A 19,201-nucleotide genomic window follows, 5' to 3' on the forward strand; every position below is an offset into this window, starting at 1 on the left:
CAAGCGACAAAGCCGCTTCACTTTCATACGTCGCAGATATGGTGCCAGATTGGGATATCACGTGGAGACCCTCTAACAGACGGTTTTCAGAGGAGTATGGGCGCTTTGTAACCTCACTCGACGTGTCGACGACTGACACGGACCCTCGCACTGTTCAAGCCATTCAGAAGTACATGGATTCTTCCTCCGCGAGAGCGGGAAGTGCCGAGGCAAGTCGCCCATCTTACCCCTTCTACGCATCCCTATCTACATTAAAGCGTGTGCGAGACTCCGGAGAAGCGCAGATAGCATCCGGTAAATTGGCATTCTCGTGGGATTTTAAGAGTCCTTCGATAAGTGATACTAGGTCCTCAGATGTTCGAAAGAAGAGAAGGTCTTTTCTGAGCTTCCGGCTCTCATCTACAAGCACAACCGACATCTCGGATCTTGCCTTCAGAGAGTTTTCGTTCTCATTTGCCGCTTACCAACTCAACGTTATTCCTGTGACGCCGGGAGACTGGTATTCGGGATACCTTATCTCTCGTTATAAAGCTGGGCCATTCAAGAAAGGTAGCCAGGTTACCGCCGACACCCTATGGGGCCCGCAGGGGAAACTAGGGCTATTGGTGAGTGGCCTAGTCGTAGCGTACAAGCCGCAGATCACAGTCCGTCTTTCTCAGTCGGACTATCAGCGGCTTCGTCGCCAATTCAGGGCAGGCGCTCAGATCTTGATCGGCCCTTTCGCGGTGGGTAGTGAGGCCCAGCAGTCTTCAGAGGAGGTTACCTGGAACGATGAATCAAGCTCTTTTACGATTCGTGAGAGCTCACCTCAGCCCCAAATCATCGCAGTACTCTCATCCGCGCTAAACTCTTCGATCAGCCCTCAGGTTCCGCGGTGACATGGAATTCACTTATTCAGGCAACTCTGACCAGGATATATGTCAATTTCTACTCTGCGATTCAGAGTTTCCCGCAGTAACAAACGCGATTCGCCTGATACATCTATGAAGCCCCTGGCGTTCTTCATTTCTGCCGGCGACCCCCATACGTTCGGGCGATCTGTAAAGCCATCCTTAAACGCAACCAGCGCTACTGCATCGACTCTCTTCCTGACCAACTCAAAGTTGTTGTCATCGTCATTCTCTTTGAACTTCGCCGAGCTTGCGTATCCGCGAAACGCGATTCGTGCATCCGGACAGGAGCGGAGAGCCTTAAATAGGGTGTGTAAAGATTGTTGCTGCCCCAACTCGATCTTGTGCGAACGGTGACTGAATAGGACAATGTGCTCGTATGGTGCTCGTCGGTTGTCGTTTTCATCAGGCAGTACCGGAAAGCTAGAGACCGTGGCGCCTACCGGATGCTCGCTCGCCGGAATCACTATCAATCCCAAAAGACCCCATCCGAACACAGAGAGCACAATAGCCGCGTACACTGCAGACATTGGAATCCACCGGGTCTTCCCGCGACTTGCAAAGGCAATCAGTAGACTTGATACGCCAGTGAGAATCAACGCTGTGACAAGTCCAGTCGTTTGTAAAGAAACGAACTTCCACGCTCTGGTGATGGGTTCCTGAAACAAGAGATAAGCACGAAGCAACGCTACAGCGGTTAGCAAACCTAAAGAAAGAACCACGAGGCTTCCGCCCCTCCTGACTGAAGAGAACGTCGCCAACCTTCTCGCGGAAGATCCGAATCGCCGCCTGGCCTCTGAAAAGTTCATATTCTCTAGAATGCCTCGCTAATGACCGCAATCAACTGAAGATTGTCTGGTGTCGCCGGGATGATCTTCCAGCTTGACGTTTTAGGATCAGCCTTCATCCCGGTTGCATTCAGAGCCATCCTATTTCCCGCAATACTGATAAATATCTGCTTGCCTCCATCGACTAAGGCTTGAGTTTTTGCGAAGTCAGTTGCTGAGAGAGTGACTATGTATACAGGTTCCTTAACTACTACCAGCGCGACCGGAATCAATCTCAAGAGCCCATCTCTTCCATAGAATCGGGTGAGCTGATTGCTTAGTCCCAGATCATGACGATACGTCTCCAGCAATTCTTGGTGAAACCAGGGCTTGCGCGAGATGGCGAAAACTCCAAACTGTGCCGCATATAGATTTGTCTTCGCTACGACCGATACAACTGGCGTGTCCGACGGCACTCCGTTTGAAGAAACTGCGGCGGCTACATTTTCATCGCTGACTCGGATTTCGGCCGTGCCGCTAGCGATAAGCTCTATTGTTTTGGATTGCTTTTTGATCCAGCCTTCAAGATCTGGTGACAGGTTAAACGGCTTGATTGTTACCTGGTCGCCTTGGTATGAGACGGTCTCGTCGGAATCGATGAAATCGTAATAGGCCTGATCTACGGGGCCCAAACTTCTGGCAGTGGCGAGCTTCGATCGCAACGTCTTACGGGCTGAATCCAAGGCTAAGATGCTGTCTCGTGCCAACATCATGTTGTGCGCCCTTTGCTTTGGCGACGACTTCGATCTTAGGCGCCTCTCTCCTTCTAACGCTTTGTTGTACTTACTAAAGAAATCACTGACTAGGCGATCCGTCGCTGCGTCGAGCTTTTGCTTAGTCCGATTCTCCTCGTGTAGCGTCCCAAGAAAGTCGCCGTAATTGTCACTGACTCGTTCGTCCGGAAGGAACCACGAAGGAGTGAAATCGGGGCGAGTGTCACACACCTGGGCCAAGTTGTAAGTACGGTCTTCCTTCGTACTAAGGTCAATCGGCAGCCAATCTTCGACGAAGTGTAACCAAAGACGATTTTCTCCGTTGACATTGCCCAACGCCCCAAATGCCTGCATCGCCCGCTGCGCTAGCTGATCATCTATTGATGTGGCCTGGGTCGTCGCAGTTTTCTGCCTCAGGTAAGCGCTCAACGTCGACCACCGGGTGATCAATGGAGACGCGAGACGATAAGCAATGAATAGGCTAAGCCCTGCGACTATGAGAATAAAGATGAGTGCGACTCGCGCATGTCTCTGAGCGAGCTGGGTTAGGTGCGCCGCTCGGGCTTTTCTCTGTGCGAGCTGTGCATTCTTTTCTATCACTGAGGTGGATTTAGTTTTTCAAACAGAATCGCTACAACCTGTGGGTTGGGGTTGACGCTTTCCACCGAAAATCGACCTTCTTCCTTATTGCTGGTCTCCGTTTCGAAATGTCTATCGTGGCTACCGCCGAAGCTCCATGGTCCGATCGAAACGGACCCTCCCTCATGGTAGGTCTGTTCCACCAGACTGTAGTCTGCCCGACTCAGATATGCGCTAATCTGCGGCTTGTATGCGACCACGACTGCAGAAGCTCGTAGCCGCAACGTCCCATTCGGGCCCCAGAGAGTTTGTGCTGACACGGGGCTATTTGGCTTGAAGGGGCCGTCCTTGAACTTCTTGAGCAAAAGACCTGTATACCAATCACCTGGTGTTATTGGAATTATTCCGAGTTTATAAAACCCGTAACTGAGCGTGACGGATGTTCCATTCGTGTCTAGGGTGTGCCGATTTCCGCTTCCACCCAGCTGAACCAGCTTAATGAACCCACCATATGAACCGTTAGCTCCCCAGCTTTCCGTTTCATCGTGACGATACGATGTTGAACTGTTAAATTCCCATTTGGTGAGCTTCTTGGCCAGAAATTGTGCCTCCCCCGCAGCAGCCACGTCCTTCAATGCCTTATTTGAGGCATAGTAAGGATAGTGATTCTCGGTGGTACTACCATCGGGCACTGTGAACGGTATCTCGGTGAAATTGATATATTTAGCGATCTGTTTTCCTGACGTAGCCGCTTGAGGGTCAAGCAGGTTGAAGTAATTCGTAAATGCCGTGTTCTTGGCCTCAATGAGAGGTTTCGTGTGAGGGGCCGCGTTATCTCGCCACCAGTCTTGTTTCTTCTGCCCGGATTTGATTCCAGATTGCTTCCACTTACGTTCCCAGTTCAGATTCTCAGCATTCGCAGCATCCGCTGATGATTTCCAGGCATTCTCCGCTCGCTTAAGGTCGGCCGGTTTGACATCAGTCCTGGGAGTCAACAGGATGGATGTTACAAAATCGCCATACGCATCTGAGAATCGTGTACCGGTATTTCCAAGCCACACTGGACTCCAATCAGCCAAGCTGTCGGCTATCTCCAAAAGGCTCCAGGGTCCTGCTATTGGGTCGTCCCACGCTGCATCAAGGTCCGCAGAGGGTAACTGTATGAAGTACTTCTGGAGAATGTTCGGGTCTAGACCCTTAAGATGATCGACTAAAGCTGTATTCGCCATCTGCCACGCGCTGTTATTGTCGAGTTTCTGAGCTGGACAGGTGATTGCAATCCCGAGGGCTAAACTGATAGCCCAAGCTTTAGGCATGGTAGGAAGACGCATAGGGCTCCTAGGGGTATATAGGCTAGATTGTCCGGATGGATCTGGAGGCGTGAATTGTATAAGGACCGACGGCGCTCGTCAACACAAAACATTCCCATCAAGTTTTGGATATGTCTCTGACGTGCAACGGAATCCGACTCCAACTCCAAGAGAAACGTCTCCCAGAAGCTCTCGCAGAATAGATTCCTCGAGGTCGCGCTCCACTGAATGGCACCGCGTGTATGACTGGAGGAATCTCTCGAAGTTCCCCATCCTCGTTTGGAGAGATTAAAGGCGCTCCGGGATGCGGGCGTTACTGAACGTGATCGGGGAGTGATTCGCTCAGACTGCTTGCTCACCGTCACGGAGTGCATTCGCCAAGGACCATTTTGCAAGCTCCCCAACGTCTGCAAAGGTTCGTTGTTCGCCAGTCGGTTGCGTCAACTGAATGCCAGGAAGTTTCCGGCCATCGGCCGGGTTGGGCCGTGTAGCGAGTTGCACCGCCCAGATACAAAGACACCTGGCGTTGCAGAAATACATCTCGCCTGCCGTTTCCGTCAGCGTATACCCGTGTGGCCGCACCTCTACCATGTCATAGGAACAGATGCGGCGCTTGGAAGGAGGCTGGCACATGGCAAAGACTGTAGGTATGGGTATTTATTATCTGCGAAACCGCGATTCTTCGGTATAGCTGCTTCATAGTCCTAAATTATCGTTTACGGCAACAGCTAGGTCTTGCTCCGAACCAAGATATCGCTCCGTCGTTTGAATGGAGCTATGACCCAGCAGAAATTTGATCTGTTCCAGATCGCCGCCGTTCTTGCGACAGAGCTTTGCGCAGGTCCGGCGCAGGTCGTGTGCGCCGAAGTGTTCGATTCCAATCTGCTTCGCCGATTGCTCGACGATCGACCAGATAGCCCAGTCGCCCAACTCATTGCCGATCAACTTCCCGCTCTTGGAAAGCGGCCGCAGCAAACGGCCCTCCTCGATCTTGCCCGCGATCATCCAGGCGTCGATTCCGTGCTTGACCCAGAGTGGAATCGCAACGGTGCGGACTCGGCCGCCCTTCCCACAAAGATCGGGCAAGACCCATCGGCCCTCCCGCATCTCGATACCGTCAACGTCCAGATTGGCCAGCTCCTGTCGCCGCAGAGCGCAGCCCAGCAACAACGCCAAGATCGCGTAGTCCCGCTTCCCTTTGATCTTGGAGCGGTCAGGGACCGTGAGCAACTCCTTGGCCTGTTCGCGCGTGAGCCAATTCCCCACCCTGGTTCCCTTCTGGGAGAGGTTGGGAACGCCGGAGAGGTTGGCGGCCTCTTCAACGCCGATGATTCCATTGCGCTGCGCCTCGCCGATCAGCTTGCGAACGGCGGACAAACGAACGTTCACGGTCGACGCGCTCAGCTTCTTCTGTAGCATGGCGGCACGGTACTCCATCAAGAGGGCGCGCGATAACGGCTGCTGACGCGCCTCACACAAGGCGAAGACCTCATCCAGCGCCTTGGCATAGTTGCGCTTCGAGTGTTCAGACGCAACGGAGTTCAGCACCATCTCCCGCAACTCCTGGAATGCCGCGGCGCGGTCGAGCGGAGACGCATCCGCCGCGCGCATCAGGGCCAGCGAGGCGCTCATACCAGTCCCCTGGCGCGGGTGCGAAAGGTGTCATCAGGGCGATGAGTGTTCAAATCCCAATTTGGCAATGGCCCATTGCCAAATTGACCGGACCGGACGATCCCTCGCTCTCTATTGACACAGAAGGGTTTATCCCTCATCGCCCGGCTCCCTCCGCAACGTCTCAATCTCTGTGCGGAGCTTGTTGACGACCTCCTCGAGGTCCTCGACGGTGGGCAGCTCCTCCTGCATGGGCGCCGGAAGCTCGCGAGTCACGTGATACGTCGAGACGCCGATCGGCTGATTGATGGTCTCCAGAGCGAACTCCACGATGGGACCGCTCCGGCTCTCGCATAGGAGAACTCCGATGCTCGGGCCTTCGACCGGCGTTCGCATCGTGCGGTTCACCGCCACAAGGTAGAAGCCCAGCTTTCCGGCATGTTCGGGCTGGAAGGCTCCCACCTTTAACTCGAAGACAAAGTAGCGGTGGAGGCGGACGTGGTAGAAGAGCAGGTCGATGTAAAAGGTCTGCCCGTCCACCGTAAGAGGGACTTGGCTCCCCACGAAGGAGAAGCCGCGGCCCAGTTCCAGGAGAAGGTCGCGAAGATGGATCAAGAGTCCCCGCTCGATCTCACGCTCCTTCGCAGCCTCGGTCACAGTCAGAAAATCGAAGTTGTAGGGGTCTTTGAGGATCTGCTCCGCCATATCCGACTCTGGAGGGGGCAGCTCACGCTGGAAATTGGTCAGGGCCTTTCCTTCCCTCTCGTGCAGGCGGCTCTTGATCTGAAGGACCAGGACATCTTGACTCCAGCCGTATTCGAGCGCGGCCCGCAGGTACCACTCTCGGGTGGGACGATCCTTGATCCGGTCCAGGACCCTCAGATTGTGGCCCCAGGGCAATTTGGCAATGAGCGATTGCAAAATCTCCGGCTCCGGCCAAGCCTCGGCCAGAGCACGCATATAGCGGAAGTTCCGGGGGCTGAAGCCTTCGACACCGGGGAACTCAGCCTGCAGGTCACTTGCTAAGCGCTCATTGATCTTGCTTCCCCACCCCTCGGTCGCAAACCGCTGGCTGAGATCCCGGCCGATCGACCAATAGAGGAGCACCAGCTCCCGGCTGACAGCGAGGCCGGCGCGAACCTGGGCCGTACGGATACGTCCTTTGAGCTCCTGCAGGAGTTCGTGGTAGCCGGAGGGCAGCTGGAGGCTTTTTGGCACGAATTTAGCCTAGCACAAAAATTTACTAAGACAATTAACATTGTCGTGGTCTACATTCATTCATTACAAAGGGGTTATGAGAACCTATGCCTTGTAAGTGGCCGCGTATGCACTCTCTACGCTGTGCTAGGATCGCCGCAATAAAGGAATCTTCTACTAATTTACGACGCACATCAAGTATCTTGCATAACAGGGGCAAATCCTATCTAACGAGAAGCCACACTTTAGCTATTACATCTACACGATTGATTCAATGAATTATATCGGAATAAAGTAAACGACCGCCGGATCTTTCAATTGCCCAAAACTCGGCGCGTGAACCACGACGGGTTCGGCCTCAAGTCTGTCACTTTTATCTGGCTGTCTGCCGGGCCCCGCTCGCGGTGGTCCTTATTTCCCCGAGACAACGAACTCGGCAATTACTTCAAGTTATACTTGAAGTAATTGCCGAAGATTCATAAGTAGCCAGCTACATTGCCATAGGTATGCCCCAAGGATCGTTGGGATGCGCTGGCGCGTATTCTCCGGCAGCTCTATCACCACGTTGGCGAACTCCACCGCCACGTACACTTCTCCGACGCTCACAGCTTCGACTTCAACGGACACCAGTTTAGGCCTGGCAATCGCTCCCTAATCGATCACAAGTGACTGCTGGGCGAGACCAGGCTCCTCGTCCTGCAGAAGGACAGCTATTACCTGACGCATCATATGTTTGACTAGCTGCGTCTGTTCGATTCCCTTCTCCCTACAGGCCCTCTGGATCCGGCTCCTAAGTTTGGGGGACATCTTGACCTGGAAGGCCACCAGCACGGGCCTACGGGGGCGTGTTTTGGACTCTTGCTCCATCTTGATCGAGTCGAGAACGAGCTGGGTAAATTCCTGAGCGAGCTGCTTCGTGTTGTCGGCCATGGCGGGAATATACACCACCAACGTCAAAGTATTACTGCACGCACTCTTCAGAAGTACTCCCTGAGCCACTCCGCACTTATGCCAAGGACAAAAACCAGCTCTTGAAGTTGATCGTTGGGAGTACTCTCGGGGAGTACCGCTACGGAATACCTGAGCGCGGCGATGGGCGGTTACCATCTATTTACGGCGAACTGCGGCAAGTTTAACTATTTCAGATATCATATTGATAATAAGTAAGTTAGCCTGTCGGCGATTTGGGAGTGAGCGTGCATATTTATGCATCAAACGTATACGGTGGTCTAGTGGTATGGAAGTGGTCTTCGCCTGTGGAAACTGTGTGGACGCATTGTGAGTATCGCGGAAAACAAACCTCGGCCTCACCTGGCACCTTTCCCAAGGTGAGGTAGTCTCCATATCTCATTGATAGTAAGTAGCTTCTACGGGTGCAGTTCCTTGTACATCGGTGCAGTTCCCGGTACAGATCTGCACAACAAGGTGGACAAACGGATCCCCTCGGTGCAGTTCCCTGTACGCTCTAAGGTGCAGATCCTAGTACAGAAGGGTGCAGTTCCCTGTACACAGGGTGCAGTTCCTAGTAATTTGGGTGCAGTTCCTTGTACCCTATATAGGAAGCAAGATGCTTTATCAGGAAGCCCTTACAGGATCAAGCTTTATCCAGGTAGAACACTAGGAGTGCGCTTCGCGCCGGTCGACGACGATCACTCTGAATCGAGCGCGCCGAGCTCTTTCCTAAACCCGAGCTTCGGGTGGTCCTCAAAGAAGGTTGTGCCGACAGGTAGTGGGTAGATTGTCAGACCAGCGGAGCTAACATCGAACCGGATCTGGTTGATCGGATCCGGGAGCGCCTTGAGAATCAGCTTCGCTTTTTGGAAGTAGATCGGCCAGCGCCGCGGATTTGAGTCCGCACTGTCAAACTGCTCCTGGAGGTAACGCCAGGGGATGAAACTCTCTTTGTGGGCGGCGAAGGCTCTCCAGTAAAGAAAGATCATATAGTCCAGGATGCGGAACTGCTTCCCTGCCGCGTGAACCAGTGCGATCGGCACCGGCACCGGATTCTTCTGGAGCTCCGCGAAGAACCGGAGACCAACCGAGACGCTCTGCTGAGCTTCCAGCATCTTGCCGATCGACTGCGAGGGCTTCCAGTTCCCTTCCCCGTCGACGACCGCCGAGATTCGGGCGTGGTCGATCAGAGGACACTTCCAGTGTTCGACGGTTTTGTTGTTCACGTCGAGGTGCTCGACCATGATGTCCATGTAAGCGATCCGCGTGAACCGCTCCTGGGCCGCGCGATGGTTTTCCCCAGACTTCGTCACCATGCGGAAGAGGCGTAGATACTCATTCGCATCTTCCCAGTCGAGAATGGGCTGCTGCTGGAGGACTGCTTTGTTCGTGATGAAGTAGACCATTGTCCGGTCGCCACCGTACGGCAGCGGGACCTGTGGATGAGTGCGAATGAAGGTGACGCGAAGTGTGGTGCCGTCTGCGAGCCGAGCCTTCCGGACTATAGGCTCCTTGCCCTTATGTTCCGTAACCGGGAGGCCGCAGTAGATGAGCACCCTCGCCATGAAGAGCTTCTCGTTGGTCAAGCCACCCTGCCAGAGAGCCATGAGCTCCTTGTGCTGGCGTTGAAGCGCCTGCTCCTGCTCCTCGCGATACTCGCGATAGCCGGGTAACATCTCTTGAGTGTTCTTCGGTGGCTTCCTCATCGAGTCAGGGTCTAGGTTAGCACCGGAGTTCGAGCACATCCCCGGCGCAAAGTACCTAGCTTGGTTCCCTACTTAGCTCTTGTGCCTGGTCGAAAGGTGGAATGACGTCCAACGCCAGTGGTCTCCGAGCTTGATGTGCGAGGGAGGACGGTCTTCACAATGTGGGCACGGTCTTGAAGTCGTTCGGCTTCTGGTCCTCGGAAAATGATATCGCGCGGACTGTTTACTATAAATGCACCTCCATTACTGATCCCTTAACAAAGTAACTAGACTCGAGATATGGCACCACCTCGCACCTGGTTAGGTCGCGCAGAAGAGATCGTCGAGGTGCTTCGAAAGATGAAGTCCCCGCAGATCGACCGGCCCGCGATCGAAGAGCTCTTCCAATTGCAGCGGAGAGCGGCGATCACTCTCATGAAACAGGCAGGAGCTTTGGCCGGTCCAGGCGAGGAGTTCTTGGTTGGGCGTCGCGAGCTTGTCGTCTGGGTCGAGAAGACATTCAAGACCGAGGCTGCTGTTCTGGAAAGGAAGAAGTCGGCCGGCGAAGAACTCTCGCGCAGCGTCCAGGAGGTCCAGGCTGTTCGGGCCGCACTTCATGCGCAGGGTCGTCCGCCGGTAAGCTTCCCTCTGGTCGACGACGTACTTCGTGCAACCTTCACTTCCCTTCCCTCCTCGGTTTGCGTGGAGCCAGGTCGCATCACGATCGACTTCCCTGCGGGCCAGCCCGAGGCTGTACTTCCTCTTCTCTACGAATTGTCCATGGCTATTGCAAACGATTTCGGCGGCCTGCGTGAGATCTGTAACGTAGCTCTCTCCATAGATGAGCTGCTGTCTGACCTTCAACGCAGTAAGGAATTAGTCATAGAATCGTCCTGTTCAACTTTCTAGAAAACCTTCTAGATATCTAGATTATTTTCTAGAAAAACGGAGGAACCTCCTAAGTCACTTATGCGCGACTTTCGCATCGCCTAGTCTTAAGATCATGGCAACCGTTATATGCGTCGCAACACAGAAGGGTGGCACCGGTAAATCCTCGACCGCCATCAACGTAGCGTGCGCACTGGAAGTCGCCGGGTATCGCGTCATTGTTGTAGACACAGATCCTCAGGCAACATTCTCGCTGTGGCACAGGAAACGAAAAAAGCTAGGACTCAATGGTTTCAAAGTTCTTCAGATTCCGAAGGGTTTACTGGACGAAGAGATTCAGGCACTTAGGGAGGACGAGAAGCTCGACATCATCCTCGTTGACTGTCCGGGGAACATTGAAGACATCACTTCCACAGCCGTGAAGCTCTCCGACGCAGTTTTATCGCCCCTAAGACCATCTTCTATGGATATGACACACTCGGCGGATACTGCACGGTTCATCAAGGAGATGCGCAACTCGTACCCGGACATACGATTCATTCTGTTCCTCAACGCTGCAATGCCACGATGGAATATTTCGCGTGACATCGGTCCAGCAACCCGGGAGATGCTCAAAAATCTGCCAAAAACCACTGTTCTCGAGGCCAAGATCCCGCTCGCGGTGGCTATCGCGGAGTTCTTCGGCACAGGTCAATCGATCTTCGAATACGCCCCGAAATCAGCTGCAGCAACCGCCTACAAGAGGCTCACCAAGGAGGTGATTCAGTGTCTACAAAACTAGATATTCGAGCGCAGGGAAGGGAAGAGGCTGAAGACCTCGAGATCCCGGTGCGACCGCTCATCTCGCGAACAACCCCAATAGCCGCGCATGCCACGGCGGAACCGCCAACTGGTCCACAGGCGGTAAGCGACGTCGCAAGGTCACGGAGCACTACCAAGAAAATGGTCGACCCGCTGGCTTCCATGGGCTCAGCATTCGATGAATACGAACCACTCAATGTGCGAGTACCACGGTGGGTGGGCAGGGCGCTCAACGAACGCATTTTGGAGATGAAAAAGACCCGAAAGATCAAGAAGGAGGAGGTCGTGACGACCGCGATCATTCAATTTCTCAGCCTCGTCCCGCCTGAGTAGGGTGTGCGGTATGCGTGCGGTATCCCGCTCACTGGGAAAGCCTGGCTGAACAGCCTGAAGTTATTGAGCTACAAAGAGAACCGCCCTTATGAGAGGTGCCATAGGGGCGGCTTTCTACGAATGGCCGACGGTGGTTGATCCAACCCATTGAACCCCATTTTTGTAATCGGCAGCACAATCCAAAGCGTTGTTACTGAACCGTCTCCGGAATCCGGTTACCTTCGTCTAGCGTACAGTCAAACTGCTCCGTCTCGGGCTTCGGAGTCGGATCAATCTCCTCAACCTTTGCGAACAGTTCCAGGCAGCTTTCCTGGTGAGCTCAAAGTCGAGGACGGTGAAGGCAGGTGTGAGAATCGCGATCGCCTTGGTCAGCGGCACATCGCCCGCAGCTGTTCCTTGACGCTCTCATTGATCTCTCGTAGCTCGTCACGAAGACGTAGTCCGGGGCACTTGATTGGACAACACAGGGAAGCAGCCGATGACACAAACTTGTGTATGTTCGGCTAAGATAAGGCGATGCTGAGTTCCTCCCGGGCCAGGAAATTTACCACTGTTTTTGGAATAGCAATCGCACTTGTGGGGGGCGCTTACTTCTATGCAGTCACCCCGCACCACTCATCGGCTCCCCCAGACTCAGCAGACGGTTTGCTAGACAAGGCTGACACTCTTTCATGGGGAAATCGCTGGGCTGAAGCTCAGCCTATTTATGCAAAGGCTTCACAACTCTTTAGATTTCAAAACCGGCCTTCAAAAGCGCTATATGCCGTCGTGAGCGAGATTCCCGCTGATGAATCCGTGAGTGCTCCTGCGACGATCCTGAAGTTGACACAGGACCTCGCAAAGCCGGAGGCACAAGACCTCGAGACGAAACTTAGAATCCTCACAATTAGAGGAATGCTTCAGATCAATTACGATGCGGCTGAAGCGCGCGCAACCTGGCAAGAAGTCTTTTCACTCGCCATCAAGTTGCATCATTACGAACTGGCAACTCGCGCTGAAGGCGAGCAGGGAATTGCCGCATTTATCTTGGGGGATACCGATACCGCGAAGAAACAGGTTGTGCGGGCCTGGGGCCTCTCAAAGGTCGAGCGCGATCCAGCCGCCACGGTGCGCTATGCGAGTGTCTTTGGCGCAGGCTTGGTTCAACTTCATCGTTACAAGGAAGCTCTGACCCCACTTGATCAGGCGATCAAAATAGCTAGTTCGACCAACGGACTCGCATACCCAACAATCGCTGTTTACGCAAAGATCGAGGCACTTGCCGGACTGCATCAATACGAACCGGCGCTCGCGCTAGCAAATCGGTCGCTTGCCCGACTCCAGGGGACAACTTACGAAGCTCACAAGTCACAGGTCTACATCTCTCGGGGTTCGATCAGCCGTGAGAGTGGCAACTGGACCCCTGCGATCTCGGACTATGAGCAAGCAATCAACATTTCCAAGAAAATCGATAATTACCGCGGAGTAACGGACGCTGGCGGCCTTCTCGCACAAAGCTATGAACACGTGGGAAATTTGCCCGGCGCACTAAATGCGATCAACGACGCCATCGAAGCGAACACAAAGATTCCAGACGAGCTCTATTTGGTGCCCCGTAATCTAGCCATCAAGGCTGGAATTGTGGGGCAGCTGGGACACGTGGACGAGTCCGACGCACTCTACCGAAAGAGTATTGCCCTAGTAGACGTAATGATTGAACACGCCGCAACTATAAACATTCAGCGATATTTGCTCGCCGAGATGAGCGATGTTTACTCGGGATATTTCGCTTCTCTATGCAGACAGAAGCGATACGAAGAGGCGTTGGTGGCGCTCGAAAAGGTCCGAGGTCGCGTTGAATCTGAAGCTCTCCAACACCATACGAGCCAACCAATTCACTCTCCGACTCCCGAAGAAAGAGAGCTTACGCGCCTCAACATTGCGCTAGTCAACACGGATGACCCCGCTTCCAGAGCGTCAATTACAAGTGCGATCTATACATCTGAGCTGCAAATCAACCCAAGCGCGCTCACACAAGAGACTATTGCTCATCCGGTTCACTTAGAAGCCTTACAACGCAGCCTTTCGCCTAACACCTTATTGATCGAATACGTGCTGGCAGAACCGAACTCTCACGCGTTTGCGATCACACATGATTCCGTCACACCGTATCGCCTGCCTTCAAAGAGCGTGATCGAGGAAGATGCAAATCAATATAGGAAAGAGATTCGAGGGGAAAGGGAAGATAGAGCGTTAGCTCAACGTCTTTTCAGCGAGCTGCTGGAGCCAATAAAAGAGTACCCCCAGAAGACCGACCTCGTGATTGTTCCAGATGGTTCACTCCATCTCTTGCCCTTCTCAGCACTTTCAGACAAAACCGCCTACGTCTTGAAGACCCACACCGTTGACGTGGCGCCATCGGCCACAGTTTATGACCTCATTGCACAGAGAGTTAAGAGGAGGGAAGTGGCCTCCATGCCCTACATCGGTGTTGCTGCCTGGACCCAGCCGGCAGACACGCGGAATCCGATCGTTCGGGCCATCACCGGTCCTCAACGAAGCCAGCTTGTTCCACTTCCAGATAGCAAAGAGGAAGTGGAGACTATCGCCGAGGACTTGCCACATCCCAGCACGATTTTGCTTGGTGCGGACGCTACCGAGGCACGCTTCAAAAAGCTCTCATCGCAGAGCACCGACGTAGTTCACTTGGCGTTACACGGATACGCCGATCTCGACTACCCGGATCGCTCTGCCCTAGTCTTTGCGCCCGATCCAGCCAGTGGTGAAGACGGCTTGTTGCAGGTTCGAGAGATTCGCGGCCTCCATCTCAAAGCGAGGATGGTCACACTCTCTGCCTGCAATACGGGAGTCGGCCCGGTGGGACAGTCCGGAGTCGCTAACCTGGTCAATGCTTTCATTGAAGCAGGAGCTGATACGGTTGTTTCGACACTGTGGGAGTTGGAAGATCACACAACAGAACACCTGATGGCGCAGTTTTATTCCAAACTGGCCGTCCACAATCGCAAGGTTGAAGCTCTTCGCACTGCTCAATTGGAGCTTTTAGATAGAGGTTTACCACCTTACTATTGGGCAAGCTTTCAGGTTGTCGGCGATCCAAACGGCACGTTTTGAGTTGATTGCTAGTTGCAATGAAATGCTGCCACTGAATGCAACGAACCGGCACCGACAAGGCTTCTCTAGGAGCCGCCGTTCCTGAAGTGGATTGACTGACGTCGGTGATGCCGCCAATTGCAGCATAACGCTGCACTGGGTGGCAGAATTGATTGTATTCAGCATTGATCTTAACCCGCGATGTTGATCGCCTTCAGAAGCTGAGCATCCACTCCGCTTCTGCGTTGCTGCCAATCGAAATCAGCGATCACATCGGGTTCAATCGGACTACCCTCAAGCGCAGTACCATTCCAGGTGAAGTACGCGCCTGTTGGCAGCGCAAGACGAAAGCCATGCCCAACTTTCACGGAGGTCGCTGAGAGAAGCCGACCCGCCGTTTTCTCCCCAACAATCGTAGCGAGTTGGTTTTCTTTCGCGAAGATTGTGACCATTTCGGCGGCGCTCGCCGTGTGGCGATCTACTAAAAGCACAATCTTCCCGTCGTAGGGCTTAGATCCCAGACCTTCCGTTTCGAGCACAATCGGCGACTTGGTGATTAGCGCCGGGAGGAACTGAAGACCGAGTAACCATAGAGCGCCTTTGGAAGATGGAATTCTGCCAAGACGTGGAAACCGCGTTTTCTCCGCAGCCAGGTCACGTTTGGCCCATCGCTTACCGGGAGAGAACCCCACTGGCACCCGATTTGGAGTGATGAGACTCATTAAGCGCAGTGCACCAACACCCCCACCTGTATTCCCACGAAGATCGATGATGAGACGGCTAATATTGCCCAGCGCGGCGATCGCACTGCTCATCGAATTCGCGACCTCGACACCAATCATCCCCGGAAACATTGCGACCTTCAGGTAACCGATACCTTCGCTCAGCAACTTGGACTGCACGAGGGTAGGCTCTACGAACTGTAGCTTCTTGCCTTTGGGTTGAGCCACTTCGACGGAAACCGTTCGCTCCTGGCCATCGTTCGCAATGAGGTCGACCGTCGAGCTAGCACCCATCGGGAAGACCGGATGTTCTGGCGGTACGATCTCTTTACCATCCACGCGAAGGAGAATGTTTCCTGGCTGAAGGCCGGCGAGAGCTGCGGACCCACCGTCATGTACGTCTTGGAAAATCCAACGCGATCCGTTCGCAGTTTCATCCGCAAGATAGGTAGCGCTCAGAGCAGCGCGGCTTGACGCTCTCTTCGCGGTTCCGTGGAAGAACCCGAGATGCGAGGTTTTAAGAGTCTGTAGAAGACTGGTTACTGCGAGCTCGAAGGCGTCTTGTGTCGGAGCAGCTTCAATCCCTTTACGATGACTTTCAATGGCATCCCGCCACGTTGCATCGAGCAGTTCGGGTTTGTAAAACTTCCAAGTTAGAGCTTTGAGCACTCGCTCAAGAACTTCACGCTTAGCGCTATTTGTCAGGGTCATTTCCTGGCCGGGGGAAGTAGTCATGTCTAATCGTATGATGCTTTGACCTGCGACTCAGGACAGACCAGCCGTCCGCTGTTGAAGCGGAAAGAACTGCGAGAGCCATTTCTATTTAACTTGAAGAGGGTAGTAGTACGTACCGTTATCCGAGCCACGAACAGTCGCCAGAAAATACGACCCGGCCTTCGCGGCTCTAAGATCGAGCGTCACGTCCATGCCAACTTTTCCGTTAGTATCGGCAGCCGTACCAAAACCCTTGGCGACTAGCTGGCTCCCACCGCGGTCTTGCGAAACAACAACCTCGTACCGCCCGCTTTGACTGAAACGTGGAAGCGTTACTGATAGATGAACAACTGCCGCAGGTAAAGAGACCTCTTGCAGAGGAGCAGCATCGTCGTCTACACCTCGCAAGGTCGGTGCATTGAAGAGATCCACTTTGGCATCAACAGGTGCGCTAGATGCAATCTGCACCGGAGCCGTAGATGTTTGATGCTGATACCTGTACGCAATTGCTGCACCACAAATGACCAGTACAGACGCGGCAGCCACAAGGAACGATCCCCTAGAGCGAGCCGGCGGTCGCTTAGTACCAAGAGGAATGGCTGACGATTGAATATCGTTCGGCACCGAAACAGAAGTGGCGTTTGCAGATTCAGCTTCCTTGGCTCCCTTCCAGTCCAAGCGGTAATGTCGATATTCTGCGTAGCACTCTGAGCAGGAGCCAACATGGAGGCCAGCCGGATCATCGAGGGGCAAACGGTTCTCCGCGAGCGCCTTCAGGGTGCTTTCATCCGGACAGCCTTTCCGCTCCGGGTTCGGGAATGCCTCAAGTAAGAAGTCGTTCATCAATTCGGAATCCAAGTGCCGGCCTAACCCTTCGTCTCGCAGAATTGTGGTGAACCGTGGCCGAAATCGTTCCTACCGGAAACACCAACTAGTGATGCAGCAATACGTTCCTTGACCCGCTGAATAGCTTTAGCAGCGGCTGGATAGCTCAAGCCGAGGGCCGTCGCAATGACAGCTGGGCTCGTTTCATCTTGTAGGAGCAGAACGAGAATATAACGATCACGCTCGTTCAGTGATGTCTTTAATTGTTCAAAGAGCAACTTTCGATCAATTTCCCTGTGAAATGACCGATCCACACCCCCCAAGCGTTCTAAATCCTGACCGATCCCGGCTGATTCTTCTTTGGCCGGCTTTGTCCGCAGCCAGTCACGCACTTTGCCCTTCAACGCCGTGTAGGCGTAACGCTTGTGCGCGGCTATTTGATTTCCTTTCGATTCCATCGCACTGCCGACTTCTTCAGCCCACTCCGCAATCATCGCCGGATCAACGTGCGGAAAGTCGCGAAGCACCCACCTAAATACGACTTCGACGGCAGATGTCACGGTTGGAGAAACTGCACTTCCTTGTGCATCGACGAGATGTAATTGCGTTTGTTTCATTCGATGTTCTCGATCTGCTGGAGACACAGCACGGCTCTTTTCATCGACGACAGTTAATTGTGTTCGTAGCATCCGAAATTCTCTCTCTGCTGGAGAAATAACTCGGCCTTGTGCATGGACGAAATTCAATTGTGTCTGATTCATCCGTGATTCTCTCTGTGGAAAAGAAATTGTCAGCAGACTGTCAAAAAACATCTCCGTCAACGCGCTTAGCTAGTAGATGCCGAAATTTAGAGCAGTTGCACCCCAGCGATATCCGGGCCGGAGTTCTTTGCGAGCAGACAAAGTCATTTCCTGGACACTTTCGCATCCTTGGGTGGTGTCACTTTCTTTGACCTCTTTGAGTCAATGGCGGCTTTCGGATTTAGCTCGTCTCTATCAATTTCACCGATGCCGGCGATTAGCTCGCCGACCGGCACTTGAAATGTTTCAGCTAAACGAAGGAGCGTCGGCACAGAGAACGATTCTCCACGTTCAATTCGCGCGATCTGGGTCAGGTGGAATCCATGGTCGCTCACCATCACGCGGTGCGTCATACCGCGTTGTTTGCGAAGCTCTTTTATTCGCTTCCCCAGCGCCAATCGAAATTCGTCGTAGTCGTATCGGAGCATGCGGATTGTGTCGAACCTCTTCGTTGGAGATTTGTCAGAGCCCTAGCGTCCTGGTCGAGCACTCTCCACCGCAATTTTACCAATGGGTTAGCTCTAACCCATTTCATTACACACCGATTCGTGCATTCACAACGTCCAGAGGCACCTGAATGTGTATCAAGTACACAAAACACTGCCTTACATCATTGTGTTTACAAACACAAATTTATGCAGTATAAGAATGTGTATTACGATCACATATCGGTACTGCACGAATATGTGTACATTGCAAGAACTGATCTGGAAAGGGGGTGGTTCGCCGTAGCCGTGTAACGCGCTCAGCTTGAGCGCCTAGCTGCACTCCCCTGGGCCAGTACCGATGCTTGAAGCTGCATAGCCTGAGCCACAACCTCGAACCTTAACTCACGCAGAACATAGGAGCCAAACCTTGAGCCAGAAAATTACTTCCCGCCTCGCTACCATGGCCGCACGAACATTCACCAAACAACATATGAGGACCGCTGGCCGTACCCTGGTACCCCTATTCGTAGCCCTTGCCCTTTCTCCCGTCGCCGCGCACGCCCAAGGTTCCGTGGACTTGACCGGCGTAACAACCGCAATGAGTTCGGTCGAAACAGCGGCCAAGCTCGGCGGCGCGATTGCTGTTGTCATCGGCATTATTTTTGGCGTTTTCCAGTTCATGGGCCGCAACATCGCCGGAGGCTTTCTGGCCATCGGTGGAGGCCTGTTCGCTGGAATCGTCATCGGCTTTGCACCGCAGTGGGTGAGTTCGCTCACGGGACAGACCGTTTCCATGATCGTCACGCACGCCGTGAAGGTGATGGCCTAACCATGCAC

The 19,201-nt window shown here is 53.6% G+C and carries 16 protein-coding genes; 5 read left to right on the forward strand and 11 right to left on the reverse strand.

All coding sequences use genetic code 11. The features are described 5' to 3' along the window. Positions 1-886: 886 nt before the first annotated feature. From HDF12_RS21585 to HDF12_RS21615, 7 genes are all read right to left on the reverse strand, one after another. Positions 887-1,612: an OmpA family protein gene (locus HDF12_RS21585; RefSeq protein ID WP_179587246.1), complete on the reverse strand. Its 726-nt coding sequence runs from the start codon at positions 1,610-1,612 to the stop codon at positions 887-889. Between the two features lie 92 nt (positions 1,613-1,704). After that, on the reverse strand, positions 1,705-2,859 hold the full coding sequence (locus HDF12_RS21590) for a hypothetical protein (RefSeq protein WP_179587248.1): 1,155 nt from the start codon (positions 2,857-2,859) through the stop codon (positions 1,705-1,707). 167 nt (positions 2,860-3,026) lie between these two features. Beyond that, positions 3,027-4,340 carry a hypothetical protein gene (locus HDF12_RS21595; protein WP_179587250.1) on the reverse strand — a complete coding sequence of 438 codons (1,314 nt, stop codon included), beginning with the start codon at positions 4,338-4,340 and terminating at the stop codon, positions 3,027-3,029. Between the two features lie 675 nt (positions 4,341-5,015). Then, complete coding sequence (locus HDF12_RS21600; protein WP_179587252.1) at positions 5,016-5,951, reverse strand: tyrosine-type recombinase/integrase; 936 nt, start codon at positions 5,949-5,951, stop codon at positions 5,016-5,018. Between the two features lie 129 nt (positions 5,952-6,080). Next, the gene (locus HDF12_RS21605) at positions 6,081-7,148 is read right to left on the reverse strand and encodes a PDDEXK nuclease domain-containing protein (RefSeq protein ID WP_179587254.1); all 1,068 of its coding nucleotides are present in this window, start codon (positions 7,146-7,148) and stop codon (positions 6,081-6,083) included. A gap of 630 nt (positions 7,149-7,778) precedes the next feature. Continuing rightward, the gene (locus tag HDF12_RS21610; protein WP_179587257.1) at positions 7,779-8,126 is read right to left on the reverse strand and encodes a hypothetical protein; all 348 of its coding nucleotides are present in this window, start codon (positions 8,124-8,126) and stop codon (positions 7,779-7,781) included. Between the two features lie 650 nt (positions 8,127-8,776). Further along, on the reverse strand, positions 8,777-9,784 hold the full coding sequence (locus HDF12_RS21615) for a hypothetical protein (RefSeq protein WP_179587259.1): 1,008 nt from the start codon (positions 9,782-9,784) through the stop codon (positions 8,777-8,779). A 279-nt stretch (positions 9,785-10,063) separates the two neighbouring features. Between HDF12_RS21615 and HDF12_RS21620 the strand changes: the two genes are divergently transcribed. From HDF12_RS21620 to HDF12_RS21635, 4 genes are all read left to right on the forward strand, one after another. Then, entirely contained in the window at positions 10,064-10,672 is a 609-nt protein-coding gene (locus tag HDF12_RS21620; protein ID WP_179587261.1) for a hypothetical protein, read from the forward strand. A gap of 94 nt (positions 10,673-10,766) precedes the next feature. Then, the gene (locus tag HDF12_RS21625; RefSeq protein ID WP_179587262.1) at positions 10,767-11,432 is read left to right on the forward strand and encodes a ParA family protein; all 666 of its coding nucleotides are present in this window, start codon (positions 10,767-10,769) and stop codon (positions 11,430-11,432) included. After that, positions 11,417-11,785, forward strand: a complete 369-nt coding sequence (locus tag HDF12_RS21630) for a hypothetical protein (RefSeq protein WP_179587264.1) — start codon at positions 11,417-11,419, stop codon at positions 11,783-11,785. The genes HDF12_RS21625 and HDF12_RS21630 overlap by 16 nt, the downstream gene beginning before the upstream one ends. A 645-nt stretch (positions 11,786-12,430) precedes the next feature. Beyond that, a complete protein-coding gene (locus HDF12_RS21635) occupies positions 12,431-14,896 on the forward strand; it encodes a CHAT domain-containing protein (protein WP_179587266.1) in 2,466 nt (821 codons plus the stop codon). Between the two features lie 170 nt (positions 14,897-15,066). Here HDF12_RS21635 and HDF12_RS21640 read toward each other — a convergent pair whose 3' ends face one another. The 4 genes from HDF12_RS21640 to HDF12_RS21655 form a co-directional block, all read right to left on the reverse strand. Then, positions 15,067-16,332, reverse strand: coding sequence for a S41 family peptidase (locus tag HDF12_RS21640; RefSeq protein WP_179587268.1), 1,266 nt, complete (start codon positions 16,330-16,332; stop codon positions 15,067-15,069). 84 nt (positions 16,333-16,416) lie between these two features. Next, positions 16,417-17,154 (reverse strand): hypothetical protein, encoded by a 738-nt coding sequence (locus HDF12_RS21645; protein WP_179587270.1) that lies wholly within the window; start codon positions 17,152-17,154, stop codon positions 16,417-16,419. A 23-nt stretch (positions 17,155-17,177) separates the two neighbouring features. Further along, positions 17,178-17,897: a sigma-70 family RNA polymerase sigma factor gene (locus HDF12_RS21650; protein ID WP_179587272.1), complete on the reverse strand. Its 720-nt coding sequence runs from the start codon at positions 17,895-17,897 to the stop codon at positions 17,178-17,180. A 143-nt stretch (positions 17,898-18,040) separates the two neighbouring features. Further along, positions 18,041-18,334 carry a helix-turn-helix domain-containing protein gene (locus HDF12_RS21655; RefSeq protein WP_218892599.1) on the reverse strand — a complete coding sequence of 98 codons (294 nt, stop codon included), beginning with the start codon at positions 18,332-18,334 and terminating at the stop codon, positions 18,041-18,043. Between the two features lie 457 nt (positions 18,335-18,791). Here HDF12_RS21655 and HDF12_RS21660 point away from each other — a divergent pair, with 457 nt between their 5' ends. Beyond that, positions 18,792-19,193, forward strand: coding sequence for a hypothetical protein (locus tag HDF12_RS21660; protein WP_179587276.1), 402 nt, complete (start codon positions 18,792-18,794; stop codon positions 19,191-19,193). The last annotated feature ends 8 nt before the right edge of the window (positions 19,194-19,201 follow it).

Source organism: Tunturiibacter gelidiferens (assembly GCF_013410115.1).
Taxonomy (GTDB): Bacteria; Acidobacteriota; Terriglobia; order Terriglobales; family Acidobacteriaceae; genus Edaphobacter; species Edaphobacter gelidiferens.

What these genes read in the sequence shown, in the direction of transcription:
- HDF12_RS21595 (WP_179587250.1), bottom strand. Translation starts at nt 4,340, where the DNA reads ATGCGTCTTCCTACCATGCCTAAAGCTTGGGCTATCAGTTTAGCCCTC.
- HDF12_RS21600 (WP_179587252.1), bottom strand. Translation starts at nt 5,951, where the DNA reads ATGAGCGCCTCGCTGGCCCTGATGCGCGCGGCGGATGCGTCTCCGCTC.
- HDF12_RS21615 (WP_179587259.1), bottom strand. Translation starts at nt 9,784, where the DNA reads ATGAGGAAGCCACCGAAGAACACTCAAGAGATGTTACCCGGCTATCGC.
- HDF12_RS21620 (WP_179587261.1), top strand. Translation starts at nt 10,064, where the DNA reads ATGGCACCACCTCGCACCTGGTTAGGTCGCGCAGAAGAGATCGTCGAG.
- HDF12_RS21625 (WP_179587262.1), top strand. Translation starts at nt 10,767, where the DNA reads ATGGCAACCGTTATATGCGTCGCAACACAGAAGGGTGGCACCGGTAAA.
- HDF12_RS21640 (WP_179587268.1), bottom strand. Translation starts at nt 16,332, where the DNA reads ATGACTACTTCCCCCGGCCAGGAAATGACCCTGACAAATAGCGCTAAG.
- HDF12_RS21645 (WP_179587270.1), bottom strand. Translation starts at nt 17,154, where the DNA reads ATGAACGACTTCTTACTTGAGGCATTCCCGAACCCGGAGCGGAAAGGC.
- HDF12_RS21650 (WP_179587272.1), bottom strand. Translation starts at nt 17,897, where the DNA reads ATGAATCAGACACAATTGAATTTCGTCCATGCACAAGGCCGAGTTATT.